The following is a 14,606-nucleotide window of genomic DNA, read 5'->3' as shown; positions in this document are numbered from 1 at the left end:
TCGGCAAGCCCCTGCAACCTGTGCGAGAATAGCGCCCGCTATACATGACAACGCATCGGAGATGTTCGGTTTTGGTTACTCACTTTTCCTCCAATGGCCTCGATTCCGCCTGTGGGCGCAGCAGTCAGACCCTTGTCAGCACTGCCGTGACCGAGGACGTATCCTGCAAGTCTTGCCAGCGCTCGCTGGTCAAACCTGACGCTGTCGCCAGCGCCAAGAGCAAAGCGCCCTCGCTGGCTGAACTGCGCAAGACCGCCAAGGCGGCAGCAGCGCCAACGCCGGCAGAGGCGGCAGTCAAGCCTGCTGCCAAGGTGGTCAGTACTGCGCCTGCGGCTGCCAAGCCGGCCAATGTGGCCAACGTTGCCGAGCAGCAACCTGCCCGCAGCGGCGGCTTCAGCGTGAAGTCCGCCTGGGCCGCGCGCCTGGCCGGGCAGGGCGACCGTTGCCGGTTGCCGCGGGGCAAGGCCAAACAGCGTCACGTCTGAGCCCTCTCGGCTGCTGTGCCGGCCATTTCGCGGGCACGCCCGCTCCCACAGGGATCACGGATTGCTCAGGCCCTGTGGTGAACCTGTGGGAGCAGGCGTGCCCGCGAAGAGGCCGGTACAGGCAATAGCATCTTCTCTGGGATCCCCCCACCCTCGGCCCCTCCTATGCAACGCCGCGCGTTGGCGTAGAATGGTCGTCTTTGTCCAATGACACCCGAACACGCATCCCCCTGGCCATGCTGCCTGGGCGATCGTCGATGTCTTTACCTATCTGAATTAGAGGGCTTGGTTTTGGCTCAATACGTCTACACCATGCATCGGCTGAGCAAGGTCGTGCCGCCGAAGCGGGAAATTCTCAAGAACATTTCCCTGTCGTTCTTCCCGGGCGCCAAGATTGGCGTGCTCGGCCTGAACGGTGCCGGTAAATCGACCCTGCTGCGGATCATGGCGGGCGTCGACAAGGAATTCGACGGCGAAGCCCGTCCGATGCCCGACATCAACGTGGGTTACCTGCCACAGGAACCGCAACTGGACCCGACCAAGACCGTGCGTGAAGTGGTCGAGGAAGCGGTCAGCGTGATCAAGGACGCCCAGGCACGCCTGGATGAGGTCTACGCCGCCTACGCCGACCCGGATGCCGACTTCGACAAGCTGGCCGCCGAGCAGGCCAAGCTGGAAGCCATCCTGCAGGCCGCCGATGGCCACAACCTGGAGCGTCAGCTGGACGTCGCCGCCGACGCCCTGCGCCTGCCGGCCTGGGACGCAAAAATCGAGCACCTGTCCGGTGGTGAAAAGCGCCGTGTGGCCCTGTGCCGCCTGCTGCTGTCGGCCCCCGACATGCTGCTGCTCGACGAACCGACCAACCACCTGGATGCCGATTCGGTGGCGTGGCTTGAGCGCTTCCTGCACGACTTCCCTGGCACCGTGGTAGCCATTACCCACGACCGTTACTTCCTCGACAACGTCGCTGGCTGGATCCTGGAGCTGGACCGCGGCGCCGGTATCCCGTACGAAGGCAACTACTCGGGCTGGCTGGAAGCCAAGTCGGACCGTCTGGCGCAGGAATCCAAGCAGCAGAGCGCCCACGAGAAGGCCATGAAAGAGGAACTGGAGTGGGTGCGCAAAGGCGCCAAGGCTCGTCAGTCCAAATCCAAGGCCCGTCTGCAGCGCTTCGAAGAAATGCAGTCGCAGGAATTCCAGAAACGCAGCGAAACCAACGAGATCTACATCCCGGCTGGCCCGCGCCTGGGCGACAAGGTCATCGAGTTCAAGAACGTCTCCAAAGGCTACGGCGACCGCGTGCTGATCGACAACCTGTCGTTCGCCATGCCAAAAGGCGCCATCGTCGGCGTGATCGGTGGTAACGGTGCCGGTAAGTCGACCCTGTTCCGCATGCTGATGGGCAAGGAACAGCCGGACTCGGGCAGCATCGAGATCGGTGAAACCGTGCAACTGGCCTGCGTGGACCAGAGCCGCGAAGACCTGGACGGCGCCAAGACCGTGTTCCAGCAGATTTCCGACGGTTCCGACCAGATCCGCATCGGCAACTACGAGATCCCGTCGCGTACCTACGTTGGCCGCTTCAACTTCAAAGGTGGCGACCAGCAGAAGTTCGTCAAGGACCTGTCCGGTGGTGAGCGTGGCCGCCTGCACCTGGCCCTGACCCTGAAGGAGGGCGGTAACGTCCTGCTGCTCGACGAACCGTCCAACGACCTCGACGTCGAAACCCTGCGTTCGCTGGAAGAAGCCCTGCTGGACTTCCCGGGCGCCGCGATCGTGATTTCCCACGACCGTTGGTTCCTGGACCGTGTGGCTACCCACATCCTGGCGTACGAAGACGACTCGAACGTGGTGTTCTTCGAAGGCAACTACACCGAGTATGAAGCCGATCGCAAGAAGCGCCTGGGCGATGCTGCTGCCCAGCCGCACCGTGTACGGCACAAGAAACTGGCCCAGTAAGCCGGTTTTCTGATGCACAAGAATGGGGCCCTTGGTGGCCCCATTTTTGTGCCTGGCTCAAGCGGGAAAACAGCTGATCAAGCGCGTGTTTTGTATACACTTATATAAAACGCACCAAATAATTTCAAAAAAACGACATTTCGCCCTATTCCAGTGCGATTGCTTCTTGGTACATTCGAAAAAAACCAATAAGTCCAATCCTCTTGGTGAGATGTCTACCATGATCGAATCTGTCGACCATTTCCTTGCACGCCTGCAACAGCGTGACCCCGGCCAACCGGAATTCCACCAGGCGGTGGAAGAAGTGCTGCGCACCCTGTGGCCGTTCCTTGAAGCCAACCCCCACTACCTGCAATCGGGCATCCTCGAGCGTATGGTCGAGCCTGAGCGCGCGGTGCTGTTCCGCGTTTCCTGGGTCGATGACCAAGGCAAGGTGCAGGTCAACCGCGGCTACCGCATCCAGATGAGCAGCGCCATCGGCCCGTACAAGGGCGGCCTGCGCTTCCACCCGTCGGTAAACCTCAGCGTGCTGAAGTTCCTGGCTTTCGAGCAGGTGTTCAAGAACTCCCTGACCTCGCTGCCCATGGGCGGCGGCAAGGGCGGCTCGGACTTCGACCCTAAAGGCAAGAGCGACGCCGAAGTGATGCGCTTCTGCCAGGCGTTCATGAGCGAGCTGTACCGTCACATTGGCGCTGACTGCGACGTACCGGCCGGTGACATCGGCGTGGGCGCCCGCGAAATCGGCTTCATGTTTGGCCAGTACAAGCGCCTGGCCAACCAGTTCACGTCGGTGCTGACCGGTAAAGGCATGACCTACGGCGGCAGCCTGATTCGCCCGGAAGCCACCGGCTTCGGCTGCGTGTACTTCGCCGAAGAAATGCTCAAACGCCAGGACAAGCGTATCGACGGGCGCCGCGTGGCGGTTTCCGGCTCGGGCAACGTGGCCCAGTATGCGGCGCGTAAAGTGATGGACCTGGGCGGCAAAGTGATCTCGCTGTCCGACTCCGAAGGCACCCTGTACGTCGAAGCCGGCCTGACCGATGCCCAGTGGGACGCCTTGATGGAGCTGAAGAACGTCAAGCGTGGCCGCCTGAGCGAACTGGCGGGGCAGTATGGCCTGGAGTTCCGCAAGGGCCAGACCCCGTGGAGCCTGCCGTGCGACATCGCCCTGCCGTGCGCCACGCAGAACGAGCTGGGCGCCGAAGACGCCCGCACGCTGCTGCGCAACGGCTGCATCTGCGTGGCCGAAGGCGCCAACATGCCGACCACCCTCGAAGCTGTGGATATCTTCCTGGACGCCGGCATCCTGTATGCCCCGGGCAAAGCCTCCAACGCCGGCGGCGTGGCTGTGTCGGGCCTGGAAATGTCGCAGAACGCCATGCGCCTGCTGTGGACTGCCGGTGAAGTGGACAGCAAGCTGCACAACATCATGCAGTCGATTCACCATGCTTGCGTGCACTACGGTGAAGAAGCGGATGGCCGTATCAACTACGTCAAAGGTGCGAACATCGCAGGCTTTGTGAAAGTGGCTGATGCGATGCTGGCCCAAGGCGTAGTCTGACCTGAAGTTTTTTGGGGCTGCTTTGCAGCCCATCGCCGGCAAGCCAGCTCCCACAGGGTCATCATAGGGCTCGAAGGCTGTGATGACCCTGTGGGAGCTGGCTTGCCGGCGATGGGCCGCACGGCGGCCTCCTCAGGGCTCACCCTCGATCCCGACCACTTCAATCACCTGATCCCCCACCGGTCGCCGCCAAACCACTTCATCCCCAGGCCCCGCGCCCAGCAACGCCCGCCCCAGTGGCGAACCCCAGTTGATCAACCCCCGCCCGGCATCCGCTTCATCCTCGCCCACCAGCTGCACCACCTGCTCCTGGTCCTGCGCATCGACAAACCGCACCCGGCTACCAATCTGCACCTTGCTGTGTGAGGTGGCTGCCGGCACCACCTGGGCACTCTGCACTCGCGCACTGAAGTAACGCAGGTCCCGCTCGGTATCGGCCAGCCGCTGCTTGTCGCCACGTTCGCCCTGCGCCTGCAGTTCGCTGCGCAAGGCATTCAGCTCGGCCACGCGGGCCTGGAGCTGGCGCAGGCCGTTGGCGGTGAGGTAGTTGGGTTGTTCGCTGACACGGCGCTCGACCGGCTGGTCGGCCTGGGCGGCAGCCTGGTCTTCGTTGACGAATGCTCGGCTCATGCAGGGCCTCCTATGTGCAGGAGACCATCATGGCAGGCCGCCGGTTTCAAGGAATGTCCGTTTGCGACTCAGTTGTGGCGATAAGCCTTGGCCGCGCCACGGTCCTTTTCCTGTTCCCAATCGCGGTCGCGCTGGTCCCAGAAGCGTTCGTGGTACTCGCGCTGTTCTTCACTGTTCTGCATGGCGTGGCACTGGCGGAAGCCGTCGTCCCAGCCGGTTTCGTACTGGCGCTCGTGCAGGTAGCGCGGCACGTTCTTGCTGAAGCCGCCCACCATCAGCCCGGCCGCCTGCCGGCCGCTGCTGCAGCCATCCTCAAAGCCATCGGCATAGGCAGGGGGATAACCATGGTTGAGCATCTGCTCGTGGGTGGTTTCGCAACCTGACAGCAACAACGCAATGCACACGCCGAACCAGTACCGCGACATGACCACCAGACCCTCCCCTAGATAGTGGAAAGTCTAGGCGGCCATTTGTCGAGGAGCTGTCAAAACAGTGTCAAAGAGTCGATTGGATCACTCAGTAGTGGTACCACTTCAATTCGAGCATTACCTCGTTCTGCGCGGTAGCCAGGTGGCTGAACTCGCGCGAGGCACTCAACCGCAGCCCAAGGTTCTGGCTGATCTCCCACTGCTGGTTCAGGCTCACACTGCGCCGCACTTCGCCGTTGGTGAAGTAATCACCCTTTGCCTCCAGCGTCATGTTGCCCAAGCCGTTGCGCCACAGCAGGCCGCCATTGAACCCTGCCGCCGGGGCGATGAACTGGGCGAAGTCGTTGTGATGCTCGACCCGCACCGTACCGAGGGCAAAACCCAGCAACCCGTCGGCCAGTTGCCAGGTGCCACCGGCGCCGCCGTTCACGTGGCTTACCAGCACCTCGTCATCATGCTTGCCCGGCACCCGCTCCAGGCCGCCAGCCACTTGCCACGACCAGGGTTTGAGCAGCTCGTTGCGAGGTGTCAGCGAGCGAATGGTGGCCAGGTCCAAGCGCTGCACCTGCCAGTCATTACCCTCGTACTGGCGCACCTTCAGCTGCAGGATCTCGATTTGCGCCCCCAGCGGGAAGCCGTAGGCATTGTCGTTCAGGTCGTGGTAGGCCATGCGCAGGCCGTACTCGGCGTAGGCGCGGTCTTCACGGGTGCCCACGCCCAGTTGCCAGGTGCGTGAGTCATGGCCGTCTTCAGGCAGGCCGGGGCGCTCGATCTGCAAGGGCGGCGGCGGGTTGCTGTTGATCGCCCGCAGCAGCTCGAAGCTGCGTTTCGCCTGCCCAGGGTCGCGTTCCTGGCCATTGGCCCGGTAACGCTCAAGGCGATAGGCGGCGTCTTGTACCAACGCCTGGCGTTCGCGGGGCAGGGCCTTGAACTCAGGGCTCTGCAACTGTGCAGTGTTGGCACTCACGGTCAGCACCTGACGCTTTTCGTCGTGGTCCAGCGGCTCTGCCCGGGCCAGCAGTTCACGTTCGCGGGAAGGGCGGTAGACCTCGCTGGCGACCAGGCCGGACTGTTTCACGGCCTTCACCGTATCGGTCGGGATGGCGGTCAGCGGGAACTGCGAGGTCAGGTCCAGGCTCGGCCGAGCCACTTGCAGCAGCTCCAGCAGGCGATACGAGCAGTTTTCGTCGAAGAAGAAATAGTCGAACTGGATCTGCTTCAACTCCCACACATGCTCGACCATGCGCCCGGTTTCTTCGGGGGTGAGGTCCAGCTGGTATTCCCACAGGTCGCGGTTTTCCAGGCTGCGGTATTCGGACAGTTTCTCCTGGTAGGGCATCAGCGCGAACAGCCCTGGGTAGCCGCCCATCAGGCCCTTCCAGGCGTACAGGATGCTGTTGTCGCTGCCTTCGATGTAGGCCCCGAAGTTGATCGCGTAGCTCAGCAGCGTGGTGTCGTCGCTGCGGGTGTTGGACTGGTCGATGCGCAGCAGGGTGTGACCGAACATCGAAGACGGGCTGTTCAGGTAGGCCGCCGGAAATATAAGCGCGGCGCTGTGCGGGTCGATCGACTTGTACCAGGTCTTGAACTCCTGGCAGTCCGGTTGCGGCAAGCCTTGCAGGTCAAGCTGTTCGCGCAGCCAGCGGGTGCGGGCGGGGAATACGCATTGGGCGTGCTTGTCGCCCAGGCTGGCCGGGGCATACAGCGCTTCGACCGTGGCTTGCAGCTCTTGGTCGGGGTGGTGCGCACCGTCCTCGGCGAGGAAGAAGGCATCATCGTCCACATAGCTACGCCAGCCGCCGAGCTTGGCGGTTTCGTAGTGACCAATGGCGAGCCAGTAAGGGGTATTGGCCAGTTGCTGGAGACGGCCTTGATCCAGCACGGGCGCGGCATGAACAGGGGCGCAGGCACACAGCGCCAGGGAAGCGAGGCGTTTGAGCATATCGGGCAACTACTTCTTCACGATGCCGAAAAAGGCGAAACCCGCCCCCGTGGGGGCGGGAACAGCAGTGCTTAGGCCTCGGTAGCGTATTTGGCCAGGCGTGGGTCGCTCTTCAGAACGGCCAGGGTGTTGGTGTGGACAGTTTCGGCAGTGACGTCGGCGCTGCTGAAGATCTGGTTGAAGTGCTGGTGGGTAACCGAGTTGAAGTAGACGCGGTCTTCCGGGGCCACGCCAAGCACTACGGCATAGGTGGTCAGTGCTTCGCCCTGGCCCATGGCCATGTCTTCGGAAAGCTCGTTCATCATGCCGTTCATGGCAAACCAGGACTTGCCGCCGTAGGTCAGCGAAGCCTTGGTCGAGCAGCCGTTGGTGCCGGAGGTCATGCCGAAGGTGGCGTTACCGGAAGTGCCGTTGGTGGTAGAAGCCAGGAAGTGTGCGGGAGTGCCGCGCTGGCCTTCAAACAGCATGTTGCCCCAGCCGCAGTTCGGGCCGCCAGGCGCTTCGGCCATGGCGTTGAGCGAGACCACGGTGAACAGAGTACCCAGAAGAATCCGTTTCATAGCATTTGTTCTCTTTGTCTTAACCAAGGGTCAGGGTTTCTGGCAACTCGGTTGCCAGGTCGGGAAAGCTTTTCACCCACCCGCGCAGCTTGGAGTTTAGGCACGATCTAAAGGTTGCGTTGTTGATTGCGAAAAATTTGCTGTTACATGACCTGCACTGGCTGCGACCTGCCGCGATATAAAGTCCCGTAGAGCCTTGCAAGGCGCGCTGGGGCAGCGCCAGAATGCTGCTCATCTGCCCCGCCGAAGTAAGGAAACCCAATGCCCGATCCTGTCGCTGCGCGCCTGCGTCTCGCGCCTGAAGCCCTGACCCGGCGTTTCTCCCCCGAGCAGTTTGCCTTTACCCATACCGACGATCTGGAGCCGTTTCGCGGAGTCCTGGGCCAGGAACGTGCTGTCGAGGCCCTGCAGTTCGGCGTGGCCATGCCCCGCCCCGGTTACAACGTATACGTGATGGGCGAGCCCGGCACCGGGCGCTTCTCGTTCGTCAAGCGCTACCTCAAAGCCGAGGGCAAGCGCCAGCAGACCCCGGCCGACTGGGTCTACGTCAACCACTTCGATGACACCCGCGAGCCCCGCGCCCTGGAATTGCCGTCGGGCAGCGCCGGTGCGTTCATCGCCGACATGGGCGGGTTGATCGACAACCTGTTGGCCACCTTCCCGGCAGTGTTCGAGCACCCGTCGTACCAACAGAAGAAAGGCGCCATCGACCGCGCCTTCAACCAGCGCTACGACCGCGCCCTGGATGTGATCGAGCGGGCATCGCTGGAAAAGGACGTGGCCTTGTACCGCGACGCCAGTAACGTCGCCTTCACGCCGATGGCAGAGGGCAAGGCGCTGGATGAAGCCGAGTTCGCCCAGTTGCCTGAAGCGGTGCGCGAGCAGTTCCACGAAGACATTGCCTTGCTCGAGGAACAGCTGAACGAAGAGCTGGCCAGCCTGCCGCAGTGGAAGCGCGAGTCGAACAACCAGCTGCGCCAGCTCAACGAAGAAACCATCACCCTGGCCTTGCAGCCGTTGCTGGCGCCGCTGTCGGAAAAGTACGCCGAGAACGCCGCGGTGTGCGCTTACCTGCAGTCAGTGCAACTCAACCTGCTGCGCACCGTGGTCGAGCAACTGGTCGACGACAGCAAGACCGACGCCGCCGCGCGCAAGCTGCTGGAAGAGCAGTACGCCCCAAGCCTGGTGGTCGGCCACCATGCCGCCGGTGGCGCGCCAGTGGTGTTTGAGCCGCACCCGACTTACGACAACCTGTTCGGCCGCATCGAATACAGCACCGACCAGGGCGCGCTGTACACCTCGTACCGCCAGCTGCGCCCAGGCGCGTTGCACCGTGCCAACGGCGGCTTCCTGATTCTTGAAGCCGAGAAAATGCTCGGCGAGCCGTTCGTGTGGGATGCGCTCAAGCGTGCGCTGCAGTCGCGCAAGCTGAAGATGGAGTCACCCATCGGTGAACTGGGCCGTGTGGCCAGCGTCAGCCTTCAGCCGCAGATGATTCCGCTGAACGTGAAACTGGTGATCATCGGCTCACGCCAGCTGTACTACGCGCTGCAGGACCACGACCCGGACTTCCAGGAGATGTTCCGCGTGCTGGTGGACTTCGACGAAGACATGCCCATGGTCGACGAGAACCTGGAGCAGTTCGCCCAGCTGTTGCGTACCCGTACCAACGAAGAGGGCATGGCGCCGCTGACCAGTGACGCGGTAGCACGCCTGGCCACCTACAGCGCCCGGCTGGCAGAGAACCAATCACGCCTGTCGGCGCGTATCGGCGATCTGTTCCAGCTGGTCAGCGAAGCCGATTTCATCCGTCAGCTGGCCAGTGACGAAATGACCGACGCCGGGCATATCGAACGTGCGCTCAAGGCCAAGGCCACCCGCACTGGGCGTGTTTCGCAGCGGGTGCTGGACGACATGCTGGCCGGCATTATCCTGATCGATACCGAAGGGGCGGCCATCGGCAAGTGCAACGGCCTGACCGTGCTGGAAGTGGGCGATTCGGCGTTCGGTATGCCGGCGCGTATCTCTGCCACCGTGTACCCGGGCGGCAGCGGCATTGTCGACATCGAGCGCGAGGTCAACCTTGGCCAGCCGATCCACTCCAAGGGTGTGATGATCCTCACCGGGTACCTGGGCAGCCGCTATGCGCAGGAGTTCCCGCTGGCGATTTCTGCGAGCATCGCCCTGGAGCAGTCCTACGGCTATGTGGACGGTGACAGCGCCTCGCTGGGCGAAGCCTGCACGCTGATCTCGGCCTTGTCGCGCACGCCGCTCAAGCAGTGCTTCGCCATCACCGGTTCCATCAACCAGTTTGGTGAAGTGCAGGCCGTGGGCGGGGTCAACGAGAAGATCGAGGGCTTCTTCCGCCTGTGCGAGGCGCGTGGCCTGACTGGCGAGCAGGGGGTGATCATTCCGCGTGCCAACGTGGCCACCCTGATGCTGGACGAGCGCGTGCTGCAGGCTGTGGAGAACGGCATGTTCCACGTTTACGCGGTCAGCCAGGCCGATGAGGCGCTGAGCCTGCTGGTGGGTGAGGAGGCCGGGGTGCTTGATGACCAAGGCCTGTTTACCGAGGGCAGCGTCAACGCCCGGGTGGTGGAGCGCCTGCGTGAAATCGCCGAAATGATCAGCGAGGAAGACATCGAGAAGGCAGAAAAAGAACGCCTGGAAGAGGTGATTGCCCAAGCCAAACCGGCCTGAGTCAATAAACCGGCGCTGGCGGCGATGTGCTACCGTTCAGCGCCGGTTTTCCATCTTTTGGTGCTGTTATTCTATGCTGGAACTTAAGGACGGTATCAGCGTTCAGGATGGAAACAGCCTGGTGTTCAGGCTGAACAAGGCTTATTGGAGGGGACGCGGCCATGCGCAACCTCAGCCTCACACGCCAGTGCCTGGGCCTGGTGACCCGCATCGAATGCAGCATTCGCCCACTGGCCGGGGATAACGGCATGTGGACGCTGCTGTTCGCCGCCGGCATGGCCGGTGAGCAACCTTCCGCGATAAAGGCTCAAGGGCCGTTTCATGGGCCGTTGGTGGCCGAATCGGTGCTTAACGCCATTGTCGACAGCCTGACCTTGCATGGCTACCAGGTATCCGAAGACCCGCAGATCTGGTGTTTGCATTTGCAGGCTCAGTTGCGGCGGATCAATGGCGAGCGGTGCCGGAATCTGGGGGATTATCAGTTTCATCCTGAGACCTGATTGATGCCGGGGGCCGCTTTGCGGCCCATTCGCAGCACAAGGCTGCTCCTACAAGGGACTGTGATCTCCTGTAGGAGCAGCCTTGTGCTGCGAATGGGCTGCAAAGCAGCCCCATTCACCGGGCTTTTGCTGTAACAGGTGGCTGGCTATACTCGCTGTCGTTTTTTTAGTCACCTGACGAGTCCCAAACCCTCCATGGAACGTATTCTCGAAAACGCGATGTATGCCTCGCGCTGGCTGCTCGCCCCCATCTACTTCGGCCTGTCCCTCGGCCTGCTGGCCCTGGCGCTGAAATTCTTCCAGGAAGTGGTCCACGTCCTGCCCAACGTCTTTGCCCTGAGCGAAGCTGACCTGATCCTGGTGATCCTCTCGCTGATCGACATGTCGCTGGTGGGTGGCCTGCTGGTGATGGTGATGATCTCCGGCTACGAGAACTTCGTCTCGCAACTGGACATCGACGACAGCAAGGAAAAGCTCAACTGGCTGGGCAAGATGGACTCCTCGTCGCTGAAGATGAAGGTGGCTGCGTCGATCGTGGCGATTTCGTCCATTCACCTGCTGCGGGTGTTCATGGATGCCCAGAACATCTCCACCGACTACCTGATGTGGTACGTGATCATCCACATGACCTTTGTGGTTTCGGCGTTCTGCATGGGCTACCTGGACAAGCTGACCAAGCACTGAGCCCGGTTGTTGCCTGCACCGCCCGTCTGTTGCAAAACGGACGGGCGGTGTCGTTTCTGGCTTGTGCTTTAGCCTCGCCTGTACGAAAAATGAGCACTCATGCGTGGTTCTCATCGCGAGGTGCTTACATGAACCTGCATCAGCTCAATCTCGAGGCCAGGGCTGGCCATGTCGACGAAGTGAACCTGATCGCCATCGAAGGCGGCGATTACCTCATTGAAGCCCGGCTCAAAGGCCGCGCCCACCCGTTGTCTGACACCCGTGGCGAGCGCTTGCGCGTGCACTCGGTGGAGGATGCCCGCAAGTTGCTGCAAACCATCCCCATGGTCTCGATGAACCTGGTGCACTGGTCGGTGCAGGATGAAATGTGCGGCATGGGTTCGCACCCCGAAGAAGACCTCAAGGTGCCGATTTCCCAGCGTTCGGCCTGGTAGCTGCTCGCAGCTCATCAGTGTGCTAGGCTGCTCGCCCTTTTCATCAAGGGCGCGGCTGCACTGCGCCCTGCAGTGGAGCACGACAATGTCCGAACTCAATCTGTCTACCGACGAAACGCGCGTCAGCTACGGTATCGGCCGTCAGCTGGGCGGCCAGCTGCGCGACAACCCGCCACCAGGTGTTAGCCTGGAAGCCATCCTGGCCGGCCTGACCGACGCCTTCAACGGCGCCGACAGCCGCGTCAGCGAAGCCGACCTGTCGGCCAGCTTCAAAGTGATCCGCGACATCATGCAAGCCGAAGCGGCTGCCAAGGCTGAAGCCGCTGCTGGCGCTGGCAAGGAATTCCTGGCTGAAAACGCCAAGCGTGATGGCATCACCACCCTGGCTTCGGGCCTGCAGTTCGAAGTACTGACCGCAGGTGAAGGCGCCAAGCCGACTCGCGAAGACAACGTGCGTACGCACTACCACGGCACCCTGATTGACGGCACCGTGTTCGACAGCTCCTACGAGCGTGGCCAGCCGGCTGAATTCCCGGTTGGTGGCGTGATTGCTGGCTGGACCGAAGCCCTGCAGCTGATGAATGCCGGCAGCAAATGGCGCCTGTACGTGCCGAGCGAGCTGGCCTACGGCGCCCAAGGCGTTGGCAGCATCCCGCCGCACAGCGTGCTGGTGTTCGACGTCGAGCTGCTCGACGTTCTGTAATACCGCTTGGGCCGCGTTGCGGCCCATTCGTGGCACAAGGCCGCTCCTGCAGGAATATGCGATCCCTCGGCGGGATGCGTCCCCTGTAGGAGCGGCCTTGTGCCGCGATCGAGGGCGAAGCCCTCGCCAGGGCCCTCAGTTCCAGTCTGTTCCCATCGGGCGCAATGCCCGCGCATAGCAGAACAGAAACAGGTTGCGCACCAGCTCCTTGAGCACCCCCGGTTCACTCGAATTCAGCCCGCTCATGTCCAGGTCGCCCTGGTCACGCAGTTCGTCGAGCGCTTCTTCTTCAAGCACCGCGCACACTTCGCCGGTTTCGCGATGAAGAATGCGCAGGTAGGGGTGAGGGCGGTCAAGCCAAGCGTCAATCAGATAAGTCATGGCTATTCTCCTTGGATACCAGTTCCAATGAGAATAATTCTTATTATCAGAATAGCAAGCGCCAATTGGCCTTTTTTTCTGTAATCAGACTTTGCGAACGAACTCGGACTTTAGTTTCATGGCGCCGATACCGTCGATCTTGCAGTCGATATCGTGGTCGCCGTCGCACAGGCGGATGTTCTTGACCTTGGTGCCGACCTTCACCACCAGGGACGAACCCTTGACCTTGAGGTCCTTGATCACGGTGACGGTGTCGCCGTCCTGCAGGATATTGCCGACCGAGTCCTTCTTCACCGCCTCGTCGCTGGCCGCTTCGGCGTCGCCACTGGCAGACCACTCGTGGGCGCATTCAGGGCAGATCAGCTGAGTGCCATCCTCATAGGTGTACTCGGAATTGCATTTTGGGCAGGGTGGCAAAGTGCTCACTTCGGTTCCTCAAACAAACAGACGGGCGGTTAAAAACCCACATTGTAAAAGGTATTTTCCGAGAAGTGATTATGTCCGGACAAAACGCATCGCGGGCAAGTCCGCTCCTGCAGGCGACGCAATCCTGCAGGAGCGGGCTTGCCCGCGAATGAAGGCGACTCGCTCTGTCAGTGCGTACGCGCGACCGCAAACTCGCTCAGCTCGACCAGGGCATCCCGGTACTCACTGGCAGGCAGCACTTCGAGGCATGCAATGGCGCGCTTCACATAGTCGCGCGCCAGCTCTGCGGTGTACTTCAGCGCGCCCGACGCTTCGACCGCCACGCGGATCTGTTCCAGATCCTCAAGGCCGCCCTTCTGGATCGCCTGGCGTACCAGCGCAGCCTGCTCGGCAGTGCCTTCGCGCATGGTGTAGATCAGTGGCAGGGTAGGCTTGCCCTCGGCCAGGTCGTCACCGACGTTCTTGCCCAGGGTTTGCGAGTCGCCCTTGTAGTCCAGCAGGTCGTCGACCAGCTGGAAGGCCACGCCCAGGTGGTCACCGAAGGTGCGCAGGGCTTCGCGCTGCTCGTCGGTGGCTTCGGCCAGCGCGGCGGCGCTGTGGGTCGAGGCTTCGAACAGCATCGCGGTCTTGCCGCGGATCACCTCCATGTAGATTTCCTCGGTGGTGCTGGCATCGCGTACCCGCGACAACTGCAGCACTTCACCTTCGGCAATCACACGGGTGGCCTTGGACAGGATCTGCATGACCGGCATCGAACCCAGTTCGACCATCATTTCGAACGAGCGCGAATAAAGGAAGTCGCCCACCAGCACGCTCGGCGCGTTGCCCCACAGGGCGTTGGCGGTGGAGCGGCCACGGCGCATGCCGGACATGTCGACCACGTCGTCGTGCAGCAGGGTGGCGGTGTGCAGGAATTCGATGGTGGCAGCCAGCAGGCGCAGGTCGTCGCCTTCGCGGCCCAGGGCCTTGCCACACAGCAGTACCAGCAGGGGACGCAGGCGCTTGCCACCGGCCGACGTGATATAGTCGCCGATCTTCGATACCAGCGGCACGCGCGAGGTCAGCTGCTTCTTGATGATCTCGTCGACGGCGCTGAAATCATCAGCCACCGCGCGGTAGAAGGTTTGGGGTTGCATCGGCTGCTCCAGTGAGGTTGCGCGGCATGCTAGGTCGCGGGTACCGGTGTGTCAAGGCGCGGTGCCAGCGGGCCGGG

At 62.1% G+C, this 14,606-nt stretch carries 15 protein-coding genes; 8 read left to right on the top strand and 7 right to left on the bottom strand.

The genetic code is table 11. The features are described from left to right. Nucleotides 1-71 precede the first annotated feature (71 nt). The 3 genes from PP4_RS23180 to gdhA all read left to right on the top strand — a co-directional run bounded on the left by PP4_RS23180 (nucleotide 72) and on the right by gdhA (nucleotide 4,005). Complete coding sequence (locus PP4_RS23180) at nucleotides 72-485, top strand: hypothetical protein (RefSeq protein ID WP_016501554.1); 414 nt, start codon at nucleotides 72-74, stop codon at nucleotides 483-485. A gap of 291 nt (nucleotides 486-776) precedes the next feature. After that, nucleotides 777-2,444, top strand: coding sequence for an energy-dependent translational throttle protein EttA (ettA, locus tag PP4_RS23175; RefSeq protein WP_016501553.1), 1,668 nt, complete (start codon nucleotides 777-779; stop codon nucleotides 2,442-2,444). A 220-nt stretch (nucleotides 2,445-2,664) separates the two neighbouring features. Next, on the top strand, nucleotides 2,665-4,005 hold the full coding sequence (gene gdhA, locus PP4_RS23170; protein WP_016501552.1) for an NADP-specific glutamate dehydrogenase: 1,341 nt from the start codon (nucleotides 2,665-2,667) through the stop codon (nucleotides 4,003-4,005). 132 nt (nucleotides 4,006-4,137) lie between these two features. On the opposite strand, the gene PP4_RS23165 is transcribed toward gdhA, so the two are convergent. From PP4_RS23165 to PP4_RS23150, 4 genes are all read right to left on the bottom strand, one after another. Beyond that, nucleotides 4,138-4,635 (bottom strand): GreA/GreB family elongation factor, encoded by a 498-nt coding sequence (locus tag PP4_RS23165; RefSeq protein ID WP_016501551.1) that lies wholly within the window; start codon nucleotides 4,633-4,635, stop codon nucleotides 4,138-4,140. A 68-nt stretch (nucleotides 4,636-4,703) separates the two neighbouring features. Continuing rightward, entirely contained in the window at nucleotides 4,704-5,060 is a 357-nt protein-coding gene (locus tag PP4_RS23160; protein WP_041167873.1) for a lipoprotein, read from the bottom strand. 91 nt (nucleotides 5,061-5,151) lie between these two features. Next, nucleotides 5,152-7,005, bottom strand: a complete 1,854-nt coding sequence (locus PP4_RS23155; RefSeq protein ID WP_016501549.1) for an Lnb N-terminal periplasmic domain-containing protein — start codon at nucleotides 7,003-7,005, stop codon at nucleotides 5,152-5,154. Nucleotides 7,006-7,076: 71 nt separating this feature from the next. Continuing rightward, complete coding sequence (locus tag PP4_RS23150; RefSeq protein WP_016501548.1) at nucleotides 7,077-7,565, bottom strand: DUF3015 domain-containing protein; 489 nt, start codon at nucleotides 7,563-7,565, stop codon at nucleotides 7,077-7,079. 261 nt (nucleotides 7,566-7,826) lie between these two features. Here PP4_RS23150 and PP4_RS23140 point away from each other — a divergent pair, with 261 nt between their 5' ends. The 5 genes from PP4_RS23140 to PP4_RS23120 all read left to right on the top strand — a co-directional run bounded on the left by PP4_RS23140 (nucleotide 7,827) and on the right by PP4_RS23120 (nucleotide 12,586). Then, entirely contained in the window at nucleotides 7,827-10,265 is a 2,439-nt protein-coding gene (locus PP4_RS23140; RefSeq protein ID WP_016501547.1) for a Lon protease family protein, read from the top strand. A 161-nt stretch (nucleotides 10,266-10,426) separates the two neighbouring features. After that, on the top strand, nucleotides 10,427-10,765 hold the full coding sequence (locus PP4_RS23135; protein WP_016484826.1) for a PA4575 family protein: 339 nt from the start codon (nucleotides 10,427-10,429) through the stop codon (nucleotides 10,763-10,765). A gap of 195 nt (nucleotides 10,766-10,960) precedes the next feature. Continuing rightward, complete coding sequence (locus tag PP4_RS23130) at nucleotides 10,961-11,449, top strand: TIGR00645 family protein (protein ID WP_016501546.1); 489 nt, start codon at nucleotides 10,961-10,963, stop codon at nucleotides 11,447-11,449. Nucleotides 11,450-11,577: 128 nt separating this feature from the next. Continuing rightward, complete coding sequence (locus PP4_RS23125; protein WP_016501545.1) at nucleotides 11,578-11,883, top strand: DUF6482 family protein; 306 nt, start codon at nucleotides 11,578-11,580, stop codon at nucleotides 11,881-11,883. A gap of 85 nt (nucleotides 11,884-11,968) precedes the next feature. Then, nucleotides 11,969-12,586 (top strand): FKBP-type peptidyl-prolyl cis-trans isomerase, encoded by a 618-nt coding sequence (locus PP4_RS23120; protein ID WP_016484828.1) that lies wholly within the window; start codon nucleotides 11,969-11,971, stop codon nucleotides 12,584-12,586. A 135-nt stretch (nucleotides 12,587-12,721) separates the two neighbouring features. On the opposite strand, the gene PP4_RS23115 is transcribed toward PP4_RS23120, so the two are convergent. The 3 genes from PP4_RS23115 to PP4_RS23105 all read right to left on the bottom strand — a co-directional run bounded on the left by PP4_RS23115 (nucleotide 12,722) and on the right by PP4_RS23105 (nucleotide 14,529). Then, nucleotides 12,722-12,967: a PA4570 family protein gene (locus tag PP4_RS23115; protein WP_016484829.1), complete on the bottom strand. Its 246-nt coding sequence runs from the start codon at nucleotides 12,965-12,967 to the stop codon at nucleotides 12,722-12,724. Nucleotides 12,968-13,051: 84 nt separating this feature from the next. Continuing rightward, on the bottom strand, nucleotides 13,052-13,393 hold the full coding sequence (locus PP4_RS23110; protein WP_016484830.1) for a zinc ribbon domain-containing protein YjdM: 342 nt from the start codon (nucleotides 13,391-13,393) through the stop codon (nucleotides 13,052-13,054). Between the two features lie 167 nt (nucleotides 13,394-13,560). After that, entirely contained in the window at nucleotides 13,561-14,529 is a 969-nt protein-coding gene (locus PP4_RS23105) for a polyprenyl synthetase family protein (RefSeq protein WP_016501544.1), read from the bottom strand. Nucleotides 14,530-14,606: the final 77 nt, after the last annotated feature.

Source organism: Pseudomonas putida NBRC 14164 (assembly GCF_000412675.1).
Lineage (GTDB): Bacteria > Pseudomonadota > Gammaproteobacteria > Pseudomonadales > Pseudomonadaceae > Aquipseudomonas > Aquipseudomonas putida.
The sequence above is the reverse complement of the archived record's forward strand: the minus strand, read 5'-3'. Positions and strand labels throughout refer to the sequence as shown.